This is a genomic window from Micromonospora sp. NPDC003241, assembly GCF_053589795.1.
Genome location: NZ_JBSFSO010000001.1, coordinates 22,612 through 45,667, shown reverse-complemented (window position 1 = coordinate 45,667; position 23,056 = coordinate 22,612). Strand labels below are relative to the sequence as shown.

Genomic DNA, 23,056 nt, shown 5'->3' with positions numbered 1-23,056 from the left:
GCGAACGCTGGCGCCAGAGTGGCAGAACAGTGGCGCAAGAGCGCAGAGGTATGGCGCAAGAGTGGCGACACGAGGTGGCGGGTTGGCACTCTCCTTGACGGAGTGCTAGCCGAGGAATAACCTGCGATTAGCACTCTCACCCTGAGGGTGCCAACGTCCGGGCCCTGGTGCCCGGGGGTTGAACGCCAGGCGGACCGGCACCCGCGACGACGGCCCCGCCCGGTGGCATGTGGCAATTGACGCCGGTCGGCATGCCGATCGGTAACGAAACCAAGTACCCCAGGAGGGTATGCCCGTGACTACCGCGACCAAGGTTGCGATCAAGCCGCTCGAGGACCGCATCGTGGTCCAGGCGAACGAGGCCGAGACCACCACCGCCTCGGGCATCGTGATCCCCGACACCGCCAAGGAGAAGCCGCAGGAGGGCACCGTCCTCGCTGTCGGCCCGGGCCGGATCGACGACAAGGGCAACCGCGTGCCGATCGACGTCTCCGTCGGCGACACCGTCCTCTACTCGAAGTACGGCGGCACCGAGGTCAAGTACGCCGGCGAGGAGTACCTGGTGCTCTCCGCCCGCGACGTCCTCGCGGTCATCGAGAAGTAACCAACCGATCAGTGACGTTGCCCCGGTCCGGCTCGCCGGGCCGGGGCAACCTCGCGTCGAAGGGACATTCATGGCGAAGATCCTGAGCTTCTCGGACGACGCCCGGCACCTGCTGGAGCACGGTGTCAACGCGCTCGCGGACGCGGTCAAGGTCACCCTCGGGCCGCGCGGGCGCAACGTCGTCCTGGACAAGAAATTCGGTGCGCCGACGATCACCAACGATGGTGTGACCATCGCCAAGGAGATCGAGCTCACCAACCCGTACGAGAACCTCGGCGCGCAGCTGGTCAAGGAGGTGGCGACCAAGACCAACGACGTCGCCGGCGACGGGACCACCACCGCGACCGTGCTGGCCCAGGCCATGGTCCGCGAGGGTCTGCGCAACGTCACCGCGGGTGCCAACCCGGCCGGCCTCAAGCGGGGCGTCGACGCGGCCTCCGCGAAGGTCTCCGAGGCGCTGCTCGGCAAGGCCGTCGAGGTCTCCGACAAGAAGGCCGTGGCGCACGTCGCGACGGTCTCCGCGCAGGACTCCACCATCGGTGAGCTGATCGCCGAGGCGATGGAGCGGGTCGGCCGCGACGGTGTGATCACCGTCGAGGAGGGCTCCGCCCTGCACACCGAGCTGGACGTGACCGAGGGTCTCCAGTTCGACAAGGGCTTCATCTCGCCGAACTTCGTCACCGACGTGGAGTCGCAGGAGTCCGTCCTGGAGGACGCGTACATCCTGATCACCACGCAGAAGATCTCGGCGATCGAGGAGCTGCTGCCGCTGCTGGAGAAGGTCCTCCAGAACAACAAGCCGCTGCTGATCGTCGCCGAGGACGTCGAGGGCCAGGCCCTGTCCACCCTGGTGGTGAACGCGATCCGCAAGACCCTCAAGGTCTGCGCGGTCAAGGCCCCCGGCTTCGGCGACCGCCGCAAGGCGATGCTCCAGGACATGGCGATCCTGACCGGTGCCGAGTTGGTCGCGCCCGAGCTGGGCTACAAGCTCGACCAGGTTGGCCTGGAGGTGCTGGGCACCGCCCGGCGCATCGTGGTCGACAAGGAGAACACCACGATCGTCGACGGTGGCGGTCAGGGCACCGAGGTCTCCGACCGGGTCGCCCAGATCCGCAAGGAGATCGAGGCGTCGGACTCCGAGTGGGACCGGGAGAAGCTCGCCGAGCGGCTGGCCAAGCTCTCCGGCGGCATCGCGGTGGTCAAGGTCGGCGCGGCCACCGAGGTCGAGATGAAGGAGCGCAAGCACCGCATCGAGGACGCCATCGCCGCGACCAAGGCCGCGGTCGAGGAGGGTACGGTCCCCGGTGGCGGTGCCGCCCTGGCCCAGATCCTGCCGGTGCTCGACGACGACCTGGGCTTCACCGGTGACGAGAAGGTCGGCGTCTCGATCGTGCGCAAGGCGCTGGTCGAGCCGCTGCGCTGGATCGCCCAGAACGCCGGCCACGACGGCTACGTGGTGGTGCAGAAGGTCATCGCCGCCGAGTGGGGCACCGGCCTCGACGCGGCCGTCGGCGAGTACGTCGACCTGGCCAAGGCGGGCATCATCGACCCGGTCAAGGTGACCCGTAACGCGGTCACCAACGCCGCGTCGATCGCCGGTCTGCTGCTCACCACCGAGAGCCTCGTGGTGGACAAGCCCAAGGAGGCGGAGCCCGCCGCCGGTGGTCACGGCCACGGCCACGGGCACGGCCACCAGCACGGCCCGGGTTTCTGACCCGAGGAGTACGTGGACGCGGGGCGCATCGTCGACGACGGTGCGCCCCGCGTGTGTTCCGGCCCGGTCACGCCGGGTCGAGGTGACTACCGGTCGGGCGTACGGTCGGAAACACTGGACCGGTGAGCAGTACGACTCCCCGGTACGCAGCCCTGGCCGGTGTCGCCGCCGCAGCGGCGGCCATCGGTGCCGCCGAAGTGGTGGCGGTGCTGACCGGCCCTCGTTCCGCCCCGCTGGTGGCGGTCGGTGGGCTGGTCGTGGACGCCGCCCCCGAGCCGGTGAAGCGGTTCGGCATCGCGGTCTTCGGCACGTACGACAAGATCGCTCTGCTGGTCGGGACGGCATTGCTGCTGGCCGCCTTCGCCGCCCTGCTGGGTGTGCTGGCCGTCCGCCGTCTGGTGGTCGGTCTGGCCGGTATCGCGGCGTTCGCCGCACTGGGTGCCGGTGCGGCGCTGACCCGGGCCGGCGCGGACGGCCTGGACGCGCTGCCGTCGCTGGTCGGCGCGCTGGTCGGCGGCGTGACGCTCTGGGCGTTCGTCGCCGGTCCGCTGGAACTCGACCCGTGGCCCTGGTCCCCGCCGACGGAACAGCGTCCACCCGGACCGGACCAAGCCGGACCGCAGCACGCACCCGGCCCGGACCAAGCCGGACCGCCGCGCCCACCCGGACCGGACGAAGCCGGACCGCCGCGCGCACCCGGCCCGGACCAAGCCGGACCGCAGCACGCACCCGGGCCGGGCGAGGCCGGACCGCCGCGCGCACATGAGCTGCCTGGGGCCGGGCCCCAGCATTCACCCGCGATGGCCGGCGCGGGTCCGCAGCGTAGTGCCGATCCGGAGTCGCGGCGGCGGTTCCTCACCGGTGTCGGCGCGGTGCTCGGGGTGGCCGTCGTCGGCGGTGCGGCCGGGCGGTGGTGGGCCGGTCGACGTGGTGTCGCCGACGCGCGGGCGGCGATCAGCCTGCCCGCCCCGGTCTCCGCCGCGCCGCCGCTGCCCGCCGGTGTCGACCTTCAGGTGCCGAGCCTGGCGCCCTTCGTCACCGAGAATCGGCGCTTCTATCGCATCGACACCGCGCTCGTGGTGCCGCAGGTGGATCCGGAGACGTGGCGGCTGCGCATCCACGGCCGGGTGCGCAACCCGGTGACGCTGAGCTTCGCGGACCTGCTGGCCCGGCCGATGGTGGAGCGGTACGTCACACTGGCCTGCGTCTCCAACGAGGTCGGCGGCGACCTGATCGGCAACGCGCGGTGGCTCGGCGTACCGCTCCGGGAGCTGCTCGACGAGGTGCAGCCGCTCGACGGCGCGGACCAGGTGGTCGGGCGCTCGGTGGACGGCTGGACCTGCGGCACCCCGACGGCGGTGCTGCGGGACGGGCGGGACGCGTTGCTCGCCGTCGGCATGAACGGCGAACCGCTGCCGGTGGCGCACGGATTCCCCGCCCGGATGGTGGTGCCCGGCCTGTACGGCTACGTGTCGGCGTGCAAGTGGATCACCGAGCTGGAGTTGACCAGTTTCGCCGACTTCGACGCGTACTGGGTGCCTCGGGGCTGGTCCGCCGAGGGGCCGGTGAAGACGCAGTCGCGGATCGACACGCCTCGTCCGCGCCACCGTCCGGCCGCCGGCCCGGTCACCGTGGCCGGGGTGGCGTGGGCGCAGCACCGGGGCGTACGCCGGGTCGAGGTACGCGTCGACGGCGGGCCGTGGCAGGAGGCGGAGTTGGCGCCGACGGCCTCGGTGGACACCTGGGTGCAGTGGTCCTGGCGGTGGGCGGCGACGCCCGGCGAGCACACGCTCCAGGTCCGGGCGACGGACAGCACCGGCGAGACGCAGACCGGGCAACGGCAGGCCGTGGCGCCGGACGGCGCGACCGGCTGGCACTCGATCACCCTGACGGTCGAGTGACGCACAGACCGACGCCGCGCTTCCGGGGGGCGGGAGCGCGGCGTCGGGGGCGTTCGGTCAGGCGACGTTGCGTTGGGGCGGGAGGGCCGCGCGGTGGGAGCTGCCCAGGCGGGCCTCCAACCGGTTGACGTCGACCCGGCTCTGCCGGCGGTCGGCGAGGTCCTCCCAGCCGACCGCGAGCAGGCGCAGGCGCTCCGACTCGCTGAACCCACCCCACACGCCGTACGGCTCCCGCACGGCCAGCGCGTGGGCGGCGCACTCGGCGCGTACCGGGCAGGCGCGGCAGACGTTCTTGGCGGAGGACTCCCGCCGGAGCCGGGAGGATCCTCGCTCGCCGTCGGGGTGGAAGAACTGTGCGCTGTCACGGCCACGGCAGGAGCCGAGCCGCTGCCAGTCCCACAGGTCGATGATCGGTCCGGGCAGTCTACGTACGTTCGACATCTGCACCCCTCCTCTCGCGCGGCACCGCGAGATACTTCGTGGCCGGCTGTCCGGGCGGCGGGCCGCGCAGGCGCACCGTTCCCGGCCTGAGCCCCTCGGTACCCAGCCCCCTCTCGGCTCACACGTGCGTGATCCAAAACCTTTGGCAGATTGGGGCATATGCCCTATCTGTCGGAAAAGTTGGAAGAGTTGCCGGGAACCTCCTCCCGACCCCACCCGGTCATGGTCTGCTCGTGTGCGGAGAGGAGATCACAGTGCGTACGGTTCTCGTGTGCGTTCGGACGCCGCTCGCGGCGCAGCACCTGACCTCCGCGGCAGCGCGGTTGGGATTGTCGGGTGCGGTCCGGACGGCGGTCTCCGATCCGGAGGTGATGCTGCGGCTCGCCGAGCGCCCCGCCGACGTGGTGCTCGCCGACACCGCCATCACCCGGCCCGACAGCGCCGGCTTCGTCCGCCGGGTCCTGGCCCGCGCGCCGCAGGCCAGCGTGCTGCTGCTCGGCGCGGAGGAGTCCGAGGCGGCGGCGGCGACCATCAGCGCCGGTGCGCGCGGACTGATCCAGGGCGTGGACCACGATCTCACCAGCGCGGTCGCCAAGGCGCTGCTGCTGCTGGCCGCCTCCGGTCGGGCCAACCGGCCCCGGATCGCCGACCCGGCACGGGACACCGCCGCCGTCGGCGGCCCCGGCCGCCCGGCCCCCGGCACCCGGCCCACCACCGGCGAGGCCGCGTCGGCCTGGCCGGGCGGGGACGCCGCCGGTGGCCCGGCGATGGTGCCGGTGCAGCGGGGCGACGACCCGGCCGAGCCGGACGCCGCCCCCGAGACCGGCAAGGCCGCCCCGGCGCGGGCCGACCGGTCCACCGTCGGCCTCACCGAACGGGAACTCCAGGTGCTGCTCGGCATGGCCGAGGGCAAGAGCAACGCCGAGATCGGCCGCGAGCTGTTCGTCTCCGAGGACACCGTGAAGACCCACGCCCGGCGGCTGTTCCGCAAGCTGGGCGCCCGCGACCGGGCACACGCGGTGGCCGCCGGCTTCCGGGCCGGCCTGGTCGCCTGACACCGACTGGTTAGCAGGGGCCCCCTGCTAACGCCTGGTGTATAGGAAGGGCCCCCTCCTTACCGGCCATCGGACGGCGGCTACGGCCCGGCAGCGGGCAGCGCTGGCCGCGTGAGGCGGCGCGGCTCAGTCCCGGCCGGTGGACTCGTCCTCGGTGCCCTCGCTCAGGGTGTCATGCACACCGTCGGCGTACCCCCGGGCGTAGTCCCAGGTGACGTAGTGGTCCGGGTCGGGGTCGTAGGCCGGCTCGTGCACCCGGGGACGGCCCGAGCTGAGCAGGTGACGCAGGTTGCCCCGGAGCAGGTCCCAGTCGAAGTAGTGCGGCTCCCGGCAGTCCTCACACTCGATGACGAGCCCGCGTACGCCGATCGGCGCCAACAGCGCCTGGTAGATCTCCAGATCGGCGAGGTCTTCCAGCACGTCCTGACGTTCGACGTCGGTCAGCGGATCCAGCGGGGCGTCGCGACCGGGGCCGTCCAGATCGGCCGACGGGTCGGTCGGATCGCCGGTGAACGGGTCGATGGGCTCGTCGTGCACCCCCTCACCGTAGACCCAAGGCACGTCGGACGCCTGTCCCCCTTCGCGCAAGCCGACGTACCCCGCTGAGGTCGTCGCCACCCCGCCGCGCGGACCGCCGGACGCGGGTGTGGCCCCGGCCACTGGGTACGATGGCCCTGACGCACCCTCGCCCGGCGCTCGCCGGTGCCCACCCGTGCCACCTCGCTGAAGCCCCGTTCGACCAGCTCAGGAGAGCAATCGTGGAGAATTCGCCTCGTTCCGACCTTTTCGCCGGCGCCGAGGGTGGCGAGTTGGGCGGCCATCTGCCCGAGCTGCCGGCCGGCTCCGCCCGGGTGGTGCCGCTGGGGCTGACCTTCGACGACGTGTTGCTCCAGCCCGGCGAGTCGGACGTGGTGCCGAGCCGGGTGAACACCGTCACTCGGCTGACCCGCAACGTGACGCTCTCCATCCCGCTGCTCTCCAGCGCGATGGACACCGTCACCGAGGCGCGGATGGCGATCGCCATGGCCCGCCAGGGCGGCATCGGCGTGCTGCACCGCAACCTCTCGGTCGAGGACCAGGCGCTCCAGGTCGACCTGGTGAAGCGCTCCGAGTCCGGCATGATCACCAACCCGGTCACCGCCAGCCCGGACGACACGCTGCGCGAGGTGGACCAGCTCTGCGGGCGCTACCGCATCTCCGGTGTGCCGGTGGTGGACGGACAGGGCCAGCTCGTGGGCATCGTCACCAACCGCGACATGCGCTTCGTCTCCGACCCGGCCACCCCGGTGCGCGACATCATGACCCGCGCGCCGCTGGTCACCGCGTCGGTCGGGGTGAGCAAGGAGGACGCGCTCGACCTGCTGCGCCAGCACAAGGTGGAGAAGCTGCCGATCGTCGACGGCTCCGGCAAGCTGCGCGGGCTGATCACCGTCAAGGACTTCACCAAGAGCGAGCAGTACCCGAGCGCCACCAAGGACGACGCGGGTCGGCTGCGGGTGGCCGCCGCGATCGGCGTGGGCGAGGACTCGTACAAGCGGGCCCGCGCGCTCGTCGACGCCGGGGTCGACGTGATCATCGTGGACACCGCGCACGGGCACCAGCGCGCCGTGCTGGAGATGGTCAGCCGGCTCAAGAAGGACGTCGCAATCGACATCGTCGGCGGCAACGTGGCGACCTACGCCGGTGCGAAGGCCCTGGTCGACGCCGGTGCCGACGGCGTCAAGGTGGGCGTCGGCCCGGGTGCCATCTGCACCACCCGGATCGTGGCCGGCGTCGGCGTGCCGCAGATCACGGCGATCATGGAGGCCGCCCGGGCGGCCCGCCCGGCCGGTGTGCCGGTGATCGGCGACGGCGGCATCCAGTACTCCGGCGACATCGCCAAGGCGCTGGTCTCCGGCGCCGACACGGTGATGCTCGGCAGCCTGCTGGCCGGCTGCGAGGAGAGCCCGGGTGAGCTGATCTTCGTCAACGGCAAGCAGTTCAAGGCGTACCGCGGCATGGGGTCGCTCGGTGCCATGCAGTCCCGGGGCCAGGCCAAGTCGTACTCCAAGGACCGTTACTTCCAGCAGGACGTGACCAGCGACGAGAAGCTGGTCCCGGAGGGCGTCGAGGGCCAGGTTCCCTACCGCGGGCCGCTCGCCCGGGTGGCCCACCAGCTCGTCGGCGGCCTGCGGCTGGCGATGGGGTACGCGGGCGCGGAGAGCATCGTCGAGCTGCACGAGCGCGGTCAGCTCATCCGGATCACGGCGGCCGGGCTCAAGGAGAGCCACCCGCACGACATCCAGATGACCGTCGAGGCCCCCAACTACCACACCCGCTGACACCCCCCTCCACCCCCGAAGACATCTGGAGTCCCCATGCGTGACGTGGTCGAGATCGGGCTGGGCAAGACCGCGCAGCGCGGCTACCACCTGGACGACATCGCGATCGTGCCGAGCCGCCGCACCCGGGACGTCGACGACGTCTCCACCGGTTGGCAGCTCGACGCGTACCAGTTCGGCATCCCCTGTGTCGGGCACCCCTCCGACGCGACGATGAGCCCGGCCTCGGCGGTCCGGCTCGGCGAGCTGGGCGGCCTCGGCGTGCTCAACGTCGAGGGGCTGTGGACGCGGTACGAGAACCCGACCAAGGTGCTGGAGGAGCTGTCCGACCTCGGCGAGGACGCCCGCGCCACGAAGCGCCTCCAGGAGGTGTACGCCGAGCCGATCCGGCCCGACCTGATCACCGAGCGGGTCCGCGAGCTGCGGGAGGGCGGCAGCACGGTGGCCGTCCGGGTGTCCCCCCAGCACACTCTGGCGCTGGCTCCGGTCATCCTCGACGCGGGCGTCGACCTCCTGGTCATCCAGGGCACGATCGTCTCGGCCGAGCACGTCTCGACCACCGACGAACCGCTCAACCTCAAGGAGTTCATCGCCGACCTGGACCTGCCGGTCATCGTCGGCGGTTGCACCGACTACAAGACCGCGCTGCACCTGATGCGGACCGGTGCGGCGGGCGTGATCGTCGGCATCGGCGGGGACGAGTGGTCCACCACCGAGTCGGTGCTCGGCATCCGGGTGCCGATGGCCACCGCGATCGCCGACGCCGCCGCGGCCCGCCGGGACTACCTGGACGAGACCGGTGGGCGGTACGTGCACCTGATCGCCGACGGCGACATCCGTACCTCCGGTGACATCGCCAAGGCGCTGGGCTGTGGCGCCGACGCGGTGATGCTCGGCGAGCCGCTGTCGCTCTGCGCCGAGGCCCCGGCCGGCGGTGCCTGGTGGCACTCGGCGGCCAGCCACCCGTCGCTGCCCCGGGGCGCGTTCGAGGTGGCCGGTGAGCCGCTGGGCTCGATGGAGCGGCTGCTGTTCGGCCCCGCCGACGAGCCCGACGGCCAGCTCAACCTCTTCGGCGGCCTGCGCCGGGCGATGGCCAAGTGCGGCTACCGCGACCTCAAGGAGTTCCAGCGCGTCGGCCTGGTCCTCGACCGCTGACGCTCCCTCCCGCCCCGCGCGCCCGTGGCGGCGTCGATCATGGAGTTGTGGCATGTGGGCTGTGCTGATTTCGCACGGTTCGCCACCGCCACAACTCCATGATCGATCACGTGGGCGGCGGTAGGCTCTGGCGGATGAGCAGGGGTTCGGTGCGGCGGTGGCGGGCTGGCGTGGTGGCCGTCGTGGCCGCTGTGGGGCTGGTGAGCTGCACCGGTGACCGCGAACCCGCGGACCGGGACGGGTTCCGGGCGGGCAGCGTCGACCTGGCCGACCCGTACGTACCGGGCAGCGGCAACGGCGGGTACGACGTGGACCACTACCGGTTGGTGGTGCGCTACGACCCGGCCGACGACCGGCTCACCGGCCGGGCCGAGGTGAGGGCCACCGCGACCCACGGGCTGTCCCGCTTCAACCTGGACCTGGCCGGGCTGTCGGTCGACACGGTCACGGTGGACGGCGCACCGGCGCAGCACCGGCACGCCGACGGTGAGCTGACCGTCACCCCGCGCCGGGGACTTCCGGAGGGCAGCCGGTTCACGGTCGACGTGACGTACGCCGGCGTGCCGCAGCCGATCGCCGACAACGTGCTGGGCAGTGGCGGCTTCCAGCACACCGACGACGGCGCGATCGCGCTCGGTCAGCCCCGCTCGGCGTCGACCTGGTTCCCGGTCAACGACCACCCCTCCGACAAGGCCACGTACGACATCGAGGTGACCGTCCCGGACGGCCTCGCCGCGTTGAGCAACGGGGTGCCGGGGGAGCGGACCAGCGCCGACAGCTGGACCACCTGGCGGTGGGCGGAGCGGTCGCCGATGGCGAGCTACCTGACCACGCTGGTGATCGGTGACTACCGGGTCGAGACCGGCACGCACGGCGGCAAGCCGTTGGTGACCGCCGTGCCGACCGGGACGCCCGCCTCCGGTCCGCAGGCCCGGTCACTGGCGCGCACCGGCGAGATCGCCGACTTCCTGGCCGGGCGCTTCGGGCCGTACCCGTTCGAGGCGTACGGCGGGGTGGTGGTCGACGACAGCCGCATCGGGTACGCGCTGGAGACGCAGTCGCGGCCGGTCTACGGGCCGGGCTTCTTCCGCGAGGGCGAACCGAACTACGCGGTGGTCGCGCACGAGCTGGCCCACCAGTGGTTCGGCAACAGCGTGGCGCTGGCCCGCTGGGGCGACATCTGGCTCAACGAGGGCTTCGCCAGCTACGCCGAGTGGCTGTGGGCGGAACACGACGGCGGGCGTACCGCCCAGCGCAGCTTCGAACTCCAGTACGCCGACACCGACTGGTCGCGGCCCACCCTCGACCCCGGTCCGGGCCAGATGTTCAGCACCGCCGTCTACAAGCGCGGGGCGCTGGTGGTGCACGCGTTGCGCCGTACCGTGGGCGACGACGCCTTCTTCGAGATCCTGCGCTCCTGGACCACGGAACGCCGGGACGGCACCGCCACCACCAGCGACTTCGTCGCCCTGTCCGAGCGGGTCTCCCAGCGGTCGCTGGGCGCCTTCTTCGATACCTGGCTCACCGGCACCACCCCGCCCGGCCTGCCCTGACCGCTCTGTCCCGACCGCCCCTGCCCGGTCACCCCTGCCCGGTCACCCCTGCCACCAGGCGGGCACCGCTCACTGCGGCACAGTGAGCTTCGGGTGCTCGGCGAGGTACGCGTCCGCCCGTCCGGCGCGCAGCGCGGTCAGGAACCGGCGACCGACGGTGGTCAGTTCCTCGCCCCGGTACGCACCGCCCCGGCCGACCGACGCCCCGGGCAGGCCGACCAGCGTGAGCGTCTCCGGTGACAGCGTGCTGAGCGCGTACGCGAACTCCACGATCCGCCGCCCGCCGACATAGACCATGGCGTCGCCGAGTGCGGCGACCACCTGCTCGACCCGTTGCGGTTGTCGGGCCAGGTCGTCGGCGAGGATCCGGCCGATCAGCGCGCGGACGAGCTGCTGCTGGTGGCGCTGCCGGGTGTAGTCGCCGCCGGGCAGGTAGCGCTGGCGCGCGTAGTCCACTGCCTGCCAGCCGGTGAGGTGCCGGTCGCCCGGCTCGTAGACCATCCTCGGCCCGACGTAGCCGCCGACGCCGGGGCCGGGTTGGCGGTGCTTGCCGTCCGGCTGACGGTGCCGGGACACGACCCGCTGGTCGACCCGGATGTCCACCCCGCCGAGGCTGTCCACCAGCTTGTCGAAGCCGCCGAAGGTGAGCACCGCGCCCGCGTCGATGCGCAGCCCGGTGTACTCGCTGACGGTGCGGCGCAGCAACTCGTACCCCTGGGCCGGGTCGGGCTTGTTCGGTCGGCCCGGGACCCGGCTGCCGTTGCTCATCGCGTGGGTGAGTTTGGTCCGCCCGCCCCGGTAGTCGGCGGCCGGGAACGCCGGGATGTCCACCAGCAGATCGCGGGGGAGCGAGAAGAGGTACCCCCGGGACAGTCCCGCCGGCACGTGCAGCACCAGGACGGCGTCGGCGTTCGGCTGCCAGCCGGGCACGCTGACCCGGGTGTCGATGCCGACCAGCAGCAGGTTGAGCGGGCCGGTGATGTCGGCGCCGGGTGGGGGCGTACTCGGGACCGGGCTGGGCGACGCGGTCGGCGAGGTGGCGACGCCGGTGGGCACGGCGGCCGGCGCGCGGTCGTCGCGGACCGTCCGGGCCACCGCCACCGCGCCGACGGCCACCACCGCCACCGTGACCAGGCCGGCCACCGCCAGTGTCAGCCGTCTACGGTCTCCTCCGAACGCCATCCCCCGCCTCCTCCTGCGATGCCGGGCCGCCGCCGCGCGACGGGCCGGGTTGCCACCGACCGGTCCGTGGGCGTCCGGGACGGCGTCGTGGCACGCGTCGGGCCCACGGCGGTCGGGTGCGCTGCATGATGGCGCGAAAACCGCGCCTGGCGCGAGATCTACTCACGAGTAATGATGCCTGCATGCGGTACGACGTGGTCGTGATCGGGTCCGGCTTCGGCGGCAGCGTCGCCGCGCTGCGGCTGGCCGAGAAGGGCTACTCGGTCGGCGTGCTGGAGGCCGGTCGGCGGTTCGCCGACCACGAGTTCCCCCGGACCTCGTGGCGGCTGCGCCGGTTCCTCTGGGCGCCCCGGCTGGGCTGCCTCGGCCTGCAACGTCTCACCCTGCTGCGGGCCGCCGACCGGCGAGTCGGCGGTGGGGTGCTGGTGCTGTCCGGAGCCGGTGTCGGCGGCGGGTCGCTGGTCTACGCCAACACGCTCTACGAGCCGCTGGACGCGTTCTACGACGATCCCCAGTGGCGGGACGTCACGGACTGGCGCGCCGAGCTGGCCCCGCACTACGACCAGGCGAAGCGGATGCTCGGGGTGACCGAGTACCCGCTGGTGACCCCGGCGGACCGGGTGATGCGACGGGTGGCCGGGCGGATGGGGGTGGGGCACACCGTGCACGCCACCCCGGTCGGCGTGCACATCGGGCGGCCCGGCGAGTCGGTCGCCGACCCGTACTTCGGGGGTGCCGGTCCCACCCGCACCGGCTGTACGCACTGCGGCGCCTGCATGACCGGCTGCCGCCACGGCGCGAAGAACACGCTGGTCAAGAACTATCTCTGGTTGGCCGAACGGCTCGGTGCCCAGGTGCACCCGTTGACCACGGTGACCGAGGTCCGGCCGGTCGAGGGCGGCTACCGGGTGCACACCGAGCGCAGCGGGGCCTGGCTGCGGCGGCGTCGGCAGGTGATCGACGCCGACCAGGTGGTCTTCGCCGCCGGTGCGCTGGGCACCCAGCGGCTGCTGCACGAGATGCGGGCGGTCGGCGCGCTGCCCGGACTCTCCTCCCGCCTCGGTGAGCTGACCCGCACCAACTCGGAGGCGATCCTCGGCGCCTCGATGACCCGCCGGCAGGCCCGGTCGCGCGGGGTCGACCTCACCGAGGGGGTGGCGATCACCAGCTCGTTCCACCCCGACCCGCAGACCCACGTCGAGCCGGTCCGGTACGGGCGGGGCGCGAACGCGATGGGGCTGCTCCAGACGCTGCTGGTCGAGGGCGGGCCGCACCGGGTCCGTCGCTGGGTGGGGCAGCTCGTCCGGCATCCCGGCCGGGCCGCGCGGATGCTCTCCGTACGCGGCTGGTCGCAACGCACCGTGATCGCGCTGGTCATGCAGGCGGTGGACAACTCGCTGACCACCCGGTGGCGGCGCGGTCCGTTCGGTGGCCGGCTGGTCTCCGGCCCCGGTCACGGCGCACCGAACCCGACCTGGATCCCCGCCGGTCACCGGGCCGCCCGACTGCTGGCGGAGGAGATCGACGGTACGCCGGGCGGCGCGCTGACCGAGCCGTTCGACATCCCGATGACCGCGCACATCCTGGGCGGTGCGGTCATCGGCGCGTCCCCCGCCGACGGGGTGGTCGACCCGTACCACCGGGTCTTCGGCCACCCGGGGCTGCACGTGCTGGACGGTGCCGCCGTCTCGGCCAACCTCGGGGTCAACCCGTCGCTGACCATCGCCGCCCAGGCCGAACGCGCGACGTCGCTCTGGCCCAACCGGGGCGAGGCGGACCCTCGTCCACCGCTCGGCACGCCGTACCGCCGGCTCGCGACGGTCCGCCCGCACCGTCCGGCCGTGCCGCCCGGCGCGCCGGGTGCCCTGCCCGACTAGGGCGGCTCCGGGCCGCCTCGGCGCCGGTCACGCGACGGTCGATGGGAGCACGCAGGGCGCGGCCGGGCCGACCGGTGACTGTCGGTAGGCTTCGTGCACATGAGCCTGCCGCGTCCTGTCCTCGTGGTCGACTTCGGTGCCCAGTACGCCCAACTGATCGCCCGCCGGGTACGCGAGGCGAGGGTCTACTCCGAGATCGTCCCGCACACCATGCCCGTGGCCGAGATGCTGGCCAAGAACCCGGCCGCGATCATCCTCTCCGGCGGCCCGTCCAGCGTCTACGAGCCGGGCGCGCCGCAGGTGGACGACGGGTTGTTCCACACCGGCGTGCCGGTCTTCGGCATCTGCTACGGGTTCCAGGCGATGGCCCGCTCGCTCGGCGGCACGGTGGCCCGCACCGGCAACCGCGAGTACGGCGGCACCCCGCTGCGGCCCCGCCTGCTCGACCCGGGCGTGCTGCTCCGCGACCTCCCGGCCGACCTGCCGGTCTGGATGAGCCACGGCGACTGCGTCACCGAGGCGCCGGAGGGCTTCACGGTGACCGCCGAGTCGGCCGGTGCGCCGGTCGCCGCCTTCGAGGACCTCGCCGGTCGGCGGGCCGGTGTGCAGTTCCACCCCGAGGTGGGGCACACCGCGCACGGGCAGGAGATGCTGACCCGCTTCCTCTACGAGATCGCCGAGATCGAGCCGACCTGGACTCCCGAGAACATCATCGACGAGCAGGTGGCCCGGATCCGCGCGCAGGTGGGCGACAAGGAGGTCATCTGCGGTCTGAGCGGCGGGGTGGACTCCGCGGTCGCCGCCGCGCTGGTGCACCGGGCCGTGGGTGACCAGCTCACCTGCGTCTTCGTCGACCACGGCCTGCTGCGCGCGGGCGAGGCCGAGCAGGTCGAGAAGGACTACGTCGCCGCCACCGGCATCAAGCTCAAGGTGGTCGACGCGGCGGACCGGTTCCTCGGCGCGCTGGCCGGGGTGACCGACCCGGAGCAGAAGCGCAAGATCATCGGCCGGGAGTTCATCCGGGTCTTCGAGGCCGCCGCCCGGGAGGTCGCCGCACACGGTGACGTCGAGTTCCTGGTGCAGGGCACCCTCTATCCGGACGTGGTCGAGTCCGGCGGCGGCACCGGCACCGCCAACATCAAGAGCCACCACAACGTCGGCGGGCTGCCCGAGGACCTCAAGTTCGCCCTGGTCGAGCCGCTGCGCACGCTGTTCAAGGACGAGGTCCGCACGCTCGGCCTCCAGCTCGGCCTGCCCGAGGCGATGGTCTGGCGGCACCCGTTCCCCGGTCCCGGCCTGGCCATCCGGATCATCGGAGCGGTCGACCGGGAGCGGCTGGACCTGCTGCGCCGGGCCGACTTCATCGCCCGCGAGGAGCTCAGCGCCGCCGGGCTGGACCGCGACGTCTGGCAGTTCCCGGTGGTGCTGCTGGCCGACGTGCGCAGTGTCGGCGTACAGGGCGACGGGCGCAGCTACGGTCACCCCGTGGTGCTGCGCCCGGTCTCCAGCGAGGATGCGATGACCGCCGACTGGTCCCGCCTGCCCTACGACGTGATCGCCCGGATCTCCACCCGGATCACCAACGAGGTCGCCGAGGTGAACCGGGTGGTCCTGGACGTCACCAGCAAACCGCCGGGCACCATCGAGTGGGAGTGACGCCTCAGGCGGCCGGTCTCTCCGGCGGCTGAGGCGAGGTCCCGGGGGTCGGCTGCGGCCCGGCCTCCGGCCCCGGTTCGACGACCGGTCCCGGTGCGGCGACTGACGTCGACGACCCCTGCGCGGCGGTGGTCGCCTGCGGAACGTCCGGAGTCGGCGACGCGGGCGGTGTCGCCGGAGGCGCTCCCGGTGCGGCGGTCGCCGCGTGCGGAGCCTCCTGCGGGACCGCCGTCGGGTGCGGAGTGTGCGGGGCCGGTGGCGCCGCGTGCGGGGTGGGTGCCGGGCCGGTGGGTGCCGCTCCGGGGCCCGGGAAGGGCCAGGCGGGGTGCGGCGGACCACCGGCCGGTCCGGGCGGCGGTGCGGCGTAGGGCGCCGCGCCCGCCGGGTGCGGCCAGGCCGGCGCGTCGGCCGGCTCCTCGGGCATCAGGAACCACATGACCGGGTACGCGAGCGCGGCGATACCGCCGGTCAGCAGCGTGCCGACGGCGAAGGCGACGCGGACCAGGGTGGGGTCGACGGCGAAGTACCGGCCGAGGCCGCTGGCCACACCGGCGATCATCCGGTCGGTGGTCGGGCGGCGCAACTGCTTGTACGGGGCCTGCGATGTGGAAGTCATGACTCCACGGTCCGCGTCGCGACGCCCATCGACCTCGGTGATGGCCCGGAGTCCTACCCTGACCTGCCCCTCAGGGGCGAGTGATCAGTCAGGAATCCGACTCTTTTCCGCTGCGGTAACCGGACACGGGGAGAATTTGGCTCCGTGACCACCATGCTGGAGCCGCTCCGCAGGATCGCGGCATATGCAGTCTGTGCTGATTCGGTTGACCGAGTGTTGCTGGTCCGCGCATCGGAGCGCTCCGGCACACCCGGCACGTGGTCCCTGCCCGGTGGAGCTGTCGACCACGGCGAGGACCCCCACCACACCGTCGTCCGCGAGACGGCCGCCGAGACCGGGCTGTCGGTGGCCGTGGCCGGCCTCCAGGACGTCCTGGCCGACATGCGTGCCCTGCCCGAGCGGGGCATCACCATCCACACCGACCGGCTGCTCTATCGGGTCTCGGTCCGGGGCGGCTCGTTGACCGACCGGGTCGACCGGCCGACCGACCTGGCCCGCTGGGTCACCCGGGAGGAGGCGCAGCACCTGCCGCTGCGTTCCTTCACGGCCCGCGCACTGGGGCTGCCCGCCTCCTCGGCGGACATCGTCCCCGACGAGGCCCCGGAGTTCCCCTCCTTCTATGCGGTGCCCGGCCCGGACGGGCTGCACCGGGCACAGCGCTTCGCCGCGTACGCCGTCGTCACCGACCCGGACGGGCGGGTGCTGCTGACCCGGGTCTCCGACGGGTACCCGGGTGCGGGCTGCTGGCACCTGCCCGGCGGCGGCACCGACTACGGCGAGCAGCCGGGCGCCGCGCTGATCCGGGAACTGGTCGAGGAGACCGGGCAGGACGGGCGGCTGGTCGAGTTGCTCGGGGTCGCCAGCCACCGGGACGCCGCCTCGCTCGGCCCGGAGGGCTATCCGATCGACTGGCACGGCGTCCGTGCCTTCTACCGGGTCGTGGTGGACAAGCCCGCCCCGCCCACCGTCGCCGACGTCGGTGGTTCCACCTGTGAGGCCCGCTGGTTCGCGCGGGAGGAGCTGGGCGCCCTGCCCTCCGACCGCCTCACCGAGGTCACGGCGGAGGCCGTGCAGGCGGCTCGACTGACCTGATGCCTGACGCCTGACGATCCGGGCGGTGGCGGAACAGGCCGTAGGGTCGGGGGCGTGGAACAGGTGCGGCGGGTCGGGGCGTACGGGGTGCTGCGGGACGCCGAGCGGCGGGTGCTGCTGGTGCGGGGCTCGGCGGCGGCGGACTTCCCTGCGGTGTGGTCGCTGCCCGGCGGCGGCCTGGAGCACGCCGAGCATCCCGCCGACGCGGTGGTCCGCGAGGTCGCCGAGGAGACCGGCCTGACCGTCGAGGTGACGGGGCTGCGGGCGGTGGTCGCGGACGTGACGCCGTATCCGGACCTCGGGGTGGCCCTGCACACCGACCGGGTGCTGTTCGACGTGACCCCGCTGGGCGGGCGGCTGCGCGCCGAGCGGGTCGGCAGCACCGACCTCGCCCGCTGGTTCACCCCGGCCGAGGCGTCCGTGCTGCCGCTGCTGCCGTTCACCGCCGAGGCGCTCGGTCTGCCGGTGGTCCCGTTGCCGCCGCAGGCGCTGCGTCGGACGGCGCCCTTCCCGCCTCCCGAGCCCCACCGTCGGCAGCGTTTCGGGGCGTACGGCGTGGTCACCGACCCGGCGGGTCGGGTGTTGCTGTCGTTGATCGCGGACGGCTATCCGGGTGCCGGCCGCTGGCACCTGCCCGGCGGCGGTACGGATCATGGCGAACAGCCGGTCACCGCGTTGCTACGGGAACTGGTCGAGGAGTCCGGACAACTGGGTCGGGTGACCGAGTTGATCGAAGTGGACAATCTGCACAATCCGGCTGCGCTGGGTCCGGAGGGCTATCCGCTCGACTGGCACGGGATCCGCGTCGTCTACCGGGTTCTGGTCGACCTTCCGACCGTTGCGGCGGTGACCGAACTGGCTGGCGGCTCGACCGCCGACTCCGCCTGGTTCACCGCTCCTGAGCTGCGAGAACTCCCGTTGACGGAGATCGCCTCCTGGGCGCTCGACGCGCTCGTGTGACGCGCGTCGCGTCGCTGCCCGGGCCACTGCTCACCAGGCCGGTGATGACCTGCTCCGGTACAGTCGAGGCAGGGCTGACAACAAAAACGGGCAGGAAGTCCGAGATGGGAATAAGACGGCGGTTTGCGCGGTTGAGGCAGATATAAGTACCGCCGGTAGCTATCGCCAATCCCCGTCCCCCTATGCAATGGTGTACTCCGCAAAACGGCTGCCGGGTCGAAGAGACCCGGCACGAGAGAGCCGGACGCCGGCCCCAGGTGGCGGCCAACGATCCGGTGATGGAGGAAGCGTGCCGAGAGCCCCATGGCGCCGGCGTCGTACCACTGACAGCCCGCGTCCCGCCGGACGCAACTGGACGGGCCCGCTGCGCCGCAGCGGCAGTCTCGCCCGCCAGGTCCTGTTGGTCCGCGTCGGTCGTCGAGGTGTGGAGGGGGGCGGCACGGCTGACGTGCTGCCCGAGCCGAGGTACCAGGACCGCCCGCGTCGCCGGTACGGCCTGCAGCGGTTCCACCGCGCCCGGATCGAGACAATCGCCCCGGTCAGCCCCGCCGTCGTGCCGGCTCCGGTCGAGGAGAGCGCCCAGACACCGATCCCGCTGCTCCCCGGCGAGCGGACGATGGCCCGGCGGATGAAGTTCGCCCTGGTCAACGCCTGCACACTGGCCAGCCTGGTGCTGGGCATCAACGCGATCTTCGTCGCCATGCGTGGCGACGTACAACTGGCCGCCCTGCTGCTCATCGCCTGCGTCGCCTTCGACGGCCTGGACGGCGCGCTGGCCCGCAAGCTCGGGGTCTCCAGCCCCTTCGGCGCGCAGATGGACTCGCTCGCCGACATGTGCTCGTTCGGTCTCGCCGCGCCGGTGGTGGTCTACGCCTCGCTCGCCGGTGAGGTGCCGATGGCCGCCGCCGGGGTGGCCGCCGCACTGGTCGCCGCGTGCGCCGCGATCCGGCTGGCCCGCTTCAACGTCTCGCCCAAGGACGGCCGCTTCTTCTGCGGCGTGCCGACCACCATGGCGGCGGCCGTGCTCGCCCTGATGGTCGTGATCGGCCTGCCGGTGCCCGGTCTGGTGCAGGTCGCCGGGGTGGCGCTGCTCGCCTTCACCATGGTCAGCAGCTTCCCGTACGCCAAGCTCGCGCGGCTGGTCAAGCTCCCGCCGTGGATCTGGGTGGCCCCGGTGCTCGGCGCGCTGATCGACATCCGGGTCACGTTCGGGCTGATCGTGGTGGGTTACCTGGTCAGCGGCCCGGTGCTCTGGCTCCGGCAGCGTCGCACCATCATCTGACCTGATCGACATGGCACGAAGAAGGGGCGCCCCGGCCGGGGCGCCCCTTCTTCGTGCTGCTCAGCGCCAGCGGGCGATGACGCTCGCCCCGCCGACGACCTTGTCGCCCGGCCCGACCAGCGGCTCGGCGGCATCCGCCGGCAGGTAGACATCGGTACGCGAGCCGAACCGGATCAGGCCGAACCGCTCGCCCCGGGCCAGCAGCGCGCCGATCGGCGCCCGCTGCACGATCCGCCGCGCGATCAGCCCGGTCCGCTGGGCCACCACGACGGTGCCGTGCGCGGTGTCCAGCACCGTGTACGCGGCCACGTTGTGCTCCGCGTCCGGCTTCATCGCGTTGACGAACCCGCCGTCGGCGACGAAGTAGTCCACCACCTTGCCCGCCACCGGTGCGCGGTTGACGTGCACGTCGAGCACCGAGAGGAAGACGGCGACCCGCAGGAACTCGCCGTCGCCGAAGCGCTCGTCGTGCAGGCGCTGCACCGACAGCACCTCGCCGTCGGCGGCGGCCACCACGGCCGACGGGTCCTCCGGCACGTCCCGCTGCGGGTCGCGGAAGAAGGCGGCCACGGGTGCGGCGGCCAGCGCGGGCAGCAGCCAGAGCTTCGACTTCGGCCGGGCCAGGCGGGTCAGGGCGGCCAGCCCGAGGGCGATGCCGGCGGCGGCCACGCCGTTGGAGTCGATGTGCATGTCGCGGGTCAGCGGCACGCTCGACGGCCGGTAGGCGGGGGCGAGGCGCTCCGCCGACGCGGCGTCGGCGGGCGTGAAGCGGAGCCGGTAGACGCGTACCGGAGGCGAGTTGAGCAGCACCAGATCGGCGCCGACGCCGTGCAGTGCGCCCTGCCGCTCCAGCTCGGCGGCGGCGCCGGCGGTCCGGCCCACTGCGGTGGAGACGGTGAGCACTCCGCCGTCGGCGAGGTACTTGGTCAGCTCCTCGACGGCGCTCCGGGTCTCGTCCGCGGTGCCGACGAACGGCTCACCGGCGACGACGACGGTGGCGGGCTCGGCCTCGGTGAGGGTGTCCACCACGCGGACCCGGTCGGCGACCCAGCGCCCCTGGGCGGTGACGTGTTCCCGCAGCGCCGTCGCGCTGACCCGCTCGGTGGGCACCAGGGTGAGGGTGTCGCCGGGCAGCAGCGCGTCGATCGCCGCGGCCAGCACGGCGGACTCCGGGGCGGCGCCCACCAGCAGGGCGGCCTTCGGGTCGTTGATCCGAGCGAACTCGGCGACGAGGGTACGGGCGGCACGCTCGCCGAGGCGGACCGGACCGGACCGCCCGGGGACACGCACGGCGGGGGACTGGGTCATGTCGAACTGGCTCCTGACGAGATAGAGGCGACTGTCGCGAGATCACCGCCAGCGGCGGGGCCGGGCCCGCCACGGACGGCCCGCGCGAGCCGGCGGCCCGCGCAGGACGCCCTGCGGCGTGGACCGGCCGACGGAGGCGGGAGCACACCGGCCAGCATAGGCCGCTGACGACAAGCGTCGCATGGTCAGGCGGCGGGCCCCCGTGGCGACGGGGGCGACGTGTCGTCGGGGTGGGGGAGATCGAGGGTCTGGTCGTCCATCTCCGCCCGGCCCGGTGCCGCCCCGGTGACCGGGTCGTCGGCCGGGTCCGCGTCCGGGCCGGTGGGGGACGGTCCGACCGGGTCGGTCGGACCGGCCTCGGTGGACTCGTCCGCCGAGCTGTGCCGGCTGGACCGCAGCGCGCCGACCAGGCCGAGCACACCGATCAGGATCAGCCCGCCGGCCAGGAACCAGCCCACCGGCGGCAGGACCAGGCCGAGCACCTGGGCCAGCAGCCACCACGCGGCGAGCAGGAGGAAGAGCAGCCCGAAGGCGAACGACACCAGGTCCGTGCGATGCACCCTCACCGGGTCACCTCCATGTGTCCGGCGTTGATCTGCAGGTTGAGGCGGAGCTTGCCGCCACCGGCACCGTCCGCGCCGAGGTCGACGATCTCCGTGAGCCGGTTGTCCAGGCCGCCGGCACGCTGGCCGAAGACGTTGGCGTCACCGGCGGTGACATGCGCGTTGGCCGTCACGTCCACGTTCGGCGGAACGACCACGGTGGCCTCGCCGAAGTTGATGACCACGGTGATCTCGGTGTCCTTCTGGTCGAAGTCGACCCCGCGCAGGTCGAGCACCGCGTCGGAGAAGCTCTGCTCGTACCGCACCGCGAGCTCGCGGTGGTCGGTCGGTGCCCAGGTCACGGTGCCGTCCACCCCACGGACCCGGTCGTACGACTCGGCGACCGTGGCCACCGCCAGCGCGGCGGAGGCCACCAGACCGAGGGCGATGAGCCAGCGGGCCCGGCCGAACCAGGTGCCCACGAGCAGGCCCAGCGCGATCACGGCGAGCACCGCCGCGAAGTACGCCGACGCGCTGACGTGGAAGACGTCGAGCAGGTCGAGGATGCCCACCACACCCAGCGCGACGAAGATCAGCGAGAAGGTCACCGCACCGAGGGCGGAGCGTTCGCGGGGCTTCTTCGGCGGCTTGGGCCTGGGCGGCGGCGGTACCACCGGGGTCTGCCCGGCGTACGGGCCGTGCGGGGCGAACGGGGCACGGTAGGTGGGTGAGTGCGGCGGCACGGTCGGCGGCACCACCAGTGGCGTCGGCGCGCCCATGGACGGCCACGGGGGCGTCGGCGGCAGGTACCGCGTCGGCTCCTCGGTCTGCCCGCCCGGAGCGGGTGCCGGGGCGGGCGCGTGGAAGGCGGCCGGCGCGGCGAACGCCGGAGTGGTGCGGCCGAACCCACCGGCCGGCGGCGGATACCCGGCGGGGCCGGGATAGCTCACCGGTGGCACCGGGCCGGGTGGTCCGGCAGGTGGCGCCGACGCTCCGCCCGCCGGCTGCGGGGCGCGCTGCTGGTGGCGGTTGAGCAGCAACGCGCCGCCGACCAGGATCGCCGCGCCGAGCAGCACCGCGCGGAAGGCGTCGGTGACGATGAAGCCGAAGCTGATCGCGACCAGGATGCTGAGCACGATCACGGTCACCGGGGACATGCTGGACCGACCCCGACCGAGCATGGACTCGACCGGTGAGGCGGTGTCACCCTCGCCCGGGATGATCAACCAGGCGGCGACGTAGAGCAGGATGCCGATGCCGCCGAAGAAGCCGAGCACCGCGAGCAGCACCCGCCAGAGCACCGGGTCGGTGTTGGTGGCGCGACCGACGGCGGCACACACCCCGGCCAGGTAGCGGCCGTCTCGGGGACGGACCAACCCGTACCGCGAGGTGAATCCGGCACCGCCGAAGTGCGACCAGGGGCCGTCCGACGGCGGCGGCGCGCCGGTCCCCCCGGGTGGTGGCGTGCCGGTCCCCCCGGGTGGTGGGGCGGCCGACGGGCCACCGGGGTACGCCGACTCGCCGTACCCGCGTGACCCGCCGTACCCGCCCGGCCCCCCCGGCCCGGCGGGTGGTGGCGTGCCGACCGGCGGAGGCATCGCGTCCCAGGCTGTTCCCCCCGCCGGTGGCGGTGCGGCCGAGGTGCCGGAACCGTCCGGCTCGGCGGCCGGGGTGTCGGGACCGTCCTGGACGGCCCCCGGTGGTCCGGACGCGTCCGGCGCCGGGACGTCGTGCCCCGGTGCCTTCTCCGTGGGCCCGGGCCGGTGCGGCTGAGCAGCGTCGTCGGTCATGTCTCGA

The 23,056-nt window shown here is 73.1% G+C and carries 17 protein-coding genes and 2 pseudogenes; 12 read left to right on the top strand and 7 right to left on the bottom strand.

Annotated features, from left to right (window positions below):
• The first annotated feature begins 289 nt into the window (after window positions 1-289).
• From groES to ACWDVW_RS00185, 3 genes are all read left to right on the top strand, one after another.
• On the top strand, window positions 290-604 hold the full coding sequence (gene groES / locus ACWDVW_RS00195; protein WP_089155197.1) for a co-chaperone GroES: 315 nt from the start codon (window positions 290-292) through the stop codon (window positions 602-604).
• A gap of 70 nt (window positions 605-674) precedes the next feature.
• Entirely contained in the window at window positions 675-2,318 is a 1,644-nt protein-coding gene (groL, locus tag ACWDVW_RS00190; RefSeq protein WP_449942911.1) for a chaperonin GroEL, read from the top strand.
• A gap of 122 nt (window positions 2,319-2,440) precedes the next feature.
• Window positions 2,441-4,219, top strand: a complete 1,779-nt coding sequence (locus tag ACWDVW_RS00185; protein ID WP_449942906.1) for a molybdopterin-dependent oxidoreductase — start codon at window positions 2,441-2,443, stop codon at window positions 4,217-4,219.
• Between the two features lie 57 nt (window positions 4,220-4,276).
• Here ACWDVW_RS00185 and ACWDVW_RS00180 read toward each other — a convergent pair whose 3' ends face one another.
• Entirely contained in the window at window positions 4,277-4,660 is a 384-nt protein-coding gene (locus ACWDVW_RS00180) for a WhiB family transcriptional regulator (protein ID WP_396741593.1), read from the bottom strand.
• Between the two features lie 254 nt (window positions 4,661-4,914).
• Here ACWDVW_RS00180 and ACWDVW_RS00175 point away from each other — a divergent pair, with 254 nt between their 5' ends.
• Window positions 4,915-5,715 (top strand): response regulator transcription factor, encoded by an 801-nt coding sequence (locus tag ACWDVW_RS00175; protein ID WP_449942904.1) that lies wholly within the window; start codon window positions 4,915-4,917, stop codon window positions 5,713-5,715.
• A gap of 126 nt (window positions 5,716-5,841) precedes the next feature.
• Here ACWDVW_RS00175 and ACWDVW_RS00170 read toward each other — a convergent pair whose 3' ends face one another.
• Window positions 5,842-6,252 (bottom strand): DUF5319 domain-containing protein, encoded by a 411-nt coding sequence (locus ACWDVW_RS00170; protein ID WP_449942902.1) that lies wholly within the window; start codon window positions 6,250-6,252, stop codon window positions 5,842-5,844.
• 221 nt (window positions 6,253-6,473) lie between these two features.
• Here ACWDVW_RS00170 and guaB point away from each other — a divergent pair, with 221 nt between their 5' ends.
• The 3 genes from guaB (at window position 6,474) to ACWDVW_RS00155 (ending at window position 10,744) form a co-directional block, all read left to right on the top strand.
• Window positions 6,474-8,036, top strand: a complete 1,563-nt coding sequence (gene guaB, locus ACWDVW_RS00165; RefSeq protein ID WP_350692768.1) for an IMP dehydrogenase — start codon at window positions 6,474-6,476, stop codon at window positions 8,034-8,036.
• A 36-nt stretch (window positions 8,037-8,072) separates the two neighbouring features.
• Window positions 8,073-9,191, top strand: a complete 1,119-nt coding sequence (locus ACWDVW_RS00160) for a GuaB3 family IMP dehydrogenase-related protein (protein WP_449942898.1) — start codon at window positions 8,073-8,075, stop codon at window positions 9,189-9,191.
• A gap of 134 nt (window positions 9,192-9,325) precedes the next feature.
• Window positions 9,326-10,744, top strand: coding sequence for a M1 family metallopeptidase (locus tag ACWDVW_RS00155; RefSeq protein WP_449942895.1), 1,419 nt, complete (start codon window positions 9,326-9,328; stop codon window positions 10,742-10,744).
• A gap of 69 nt (window positions 10,745-10,813) precedes the next feature.
• Here ACWDVW_RS00155 and ACWDVW_RS00150 read toward each other — a convergent pair whose 3' ends face one another.
• On the bottom strand, window positions 10,814-11,926 hold the full coding sequence (locus ACWDVW_RS00150; protein ID WP_449942894.1) for an LCP family protein: 1,113 nt from the start codon (window positions 11,924-11,926) through the stop codon (window positions 10,814-10,816).
• 182 nt (window positions 11,927-12,108) lie between these two features.
• Here ACWDVW_RS00150 and ACWDVW_RS00145 point away from each other — a divergent pair, with 182 nt between their 5' ends.
• Window positions 12,109-13,803: an FAD-dependent oxidoreductase gene (locus ACWDVW_RS00145; protein WP_449942891.1), complete on the top strand. Its 1,695-nt coding sequence runs from the start codon at window positions 12,109-12,111 to the stop codon at window positions 13,801-13,803.
• Between the two features lie 99 nt (window positions 13,804-13,902).
• Window positions 13,903-15,459 carry a glutamine-hydrolyzing GMP synthase gene (gene guaA, locus ACWDVW_RS00140; protein ID WP_396741580.1) on the top strand — a complete coding sequence of 519 codons (1,557 nt, stop codon included), beginning with the start codon at window positions 13,903-13,905 and terminating at the stop codon, window positions 15,457-15,459.
• Between the two features lie 313 nt (window positions 15,460-15,772).
• Here the strand turns inward: guaA and ACWDVW_RS00135 are convergent.
• A pseudogene (locus tag ACWDVW_RS00135) lies at window positions 15,773-16,075 on the bottom strand (PspC domain-containing protein); the annotation flags it as partial.
• 144 nt (window positions 16,076-16,219) lie between these two features.
• Here ACWDVW_RS00135 and ACWDVW_RS00130 point away from each other — a divergent pair.
• From ACWDVW_RS00130 to ACWDVW_RS00120, 3 genes are all read left to right on the top strand, one after another.
• Window positions 16,220-17,167, top strand: coding sequence for an NUDIX hydrolase (locus ACWDVW_RS00130; RefSeq protein WP_350692758.1), 948 nt, complete (start codon window positions 16,220-16,222; stop codon window positions 17,165-17,167).
• Window positions 17,168-17,221: 54 nt separating this feature from the next.
• Window positions 17,222-18,127 carry an NUDIX hydrolase gene (locus ACWDVW_RS00125; RefSeq protein WP_449942887.1) on the top strand — a complete coding sequence of 302 codons (906 nt, stop codon included), beginning with the start codon at window positions 17,222-17,224 and terminating at the stop codon, window positions 18,125-18,127.
• 364 nt (window positions 18,128-18,491) lie between these two features.
• The gene (locus ACWDVW_RS00120) at window positions 18,492-19,409 is read left to right on the top strand and encodes a CDP-alcohol phosphatidyltransferase family protein (protein ID WP_449943488.1); all 918 of its coding nucleotides are present in this window, start codon (window positions 18,492-18,494) and stop codon (window positions 19,407-19,409) included.
• A gap of 60 nt (window positions 19,410-19,469) precedes the next feature.
• On the opposite strand, the gene ACWDVW_RS00115 is transcribed toward ACWDVW_RS00120, so the two are convergent.
• The 3 genes and pseudogenes from ACWDVW_RS00115 to ACWDVW_RS00105 form a co-directional block, all read right to left on the bottom strand.
• Window positions 19,470-20,717, bottom strand: coding sequence for a phosphatidylserine decarboxylase (locus ACWDVW_RS00115; protein WP_449942884.1), 1,248 nt, complete (start codon window positions 20,715-20,717; stop codon window positions 19,470-19,472).
• Window positions 20,718-21,010: 293 nt separating this feature from the next.
• Window positions 21,011-21,283 (bottom strand): annotated as a pseudogene (locus ACWDVW_RS00110) (hypothetical protein); the annotation flags it as partial.
• Window positions 21,280-22,857: a PspC domain-containing protein gene (locus ACWDVW_RS00105; RefSeq protein WP_449943485.1), complete on the bottom strand. Its 1,578-nt coding sequence runs from the start codon at window positions 22,855-22,857 to the stop codon at window positions 21,280-21,282. The pseudogene ACWDVW_RS00110 and the gene ACWDVW_RS00105, both read right to left, overlap by 4 nt.
• Window positions 22,858-23,056: the final 199 nt, after the last annotated feature.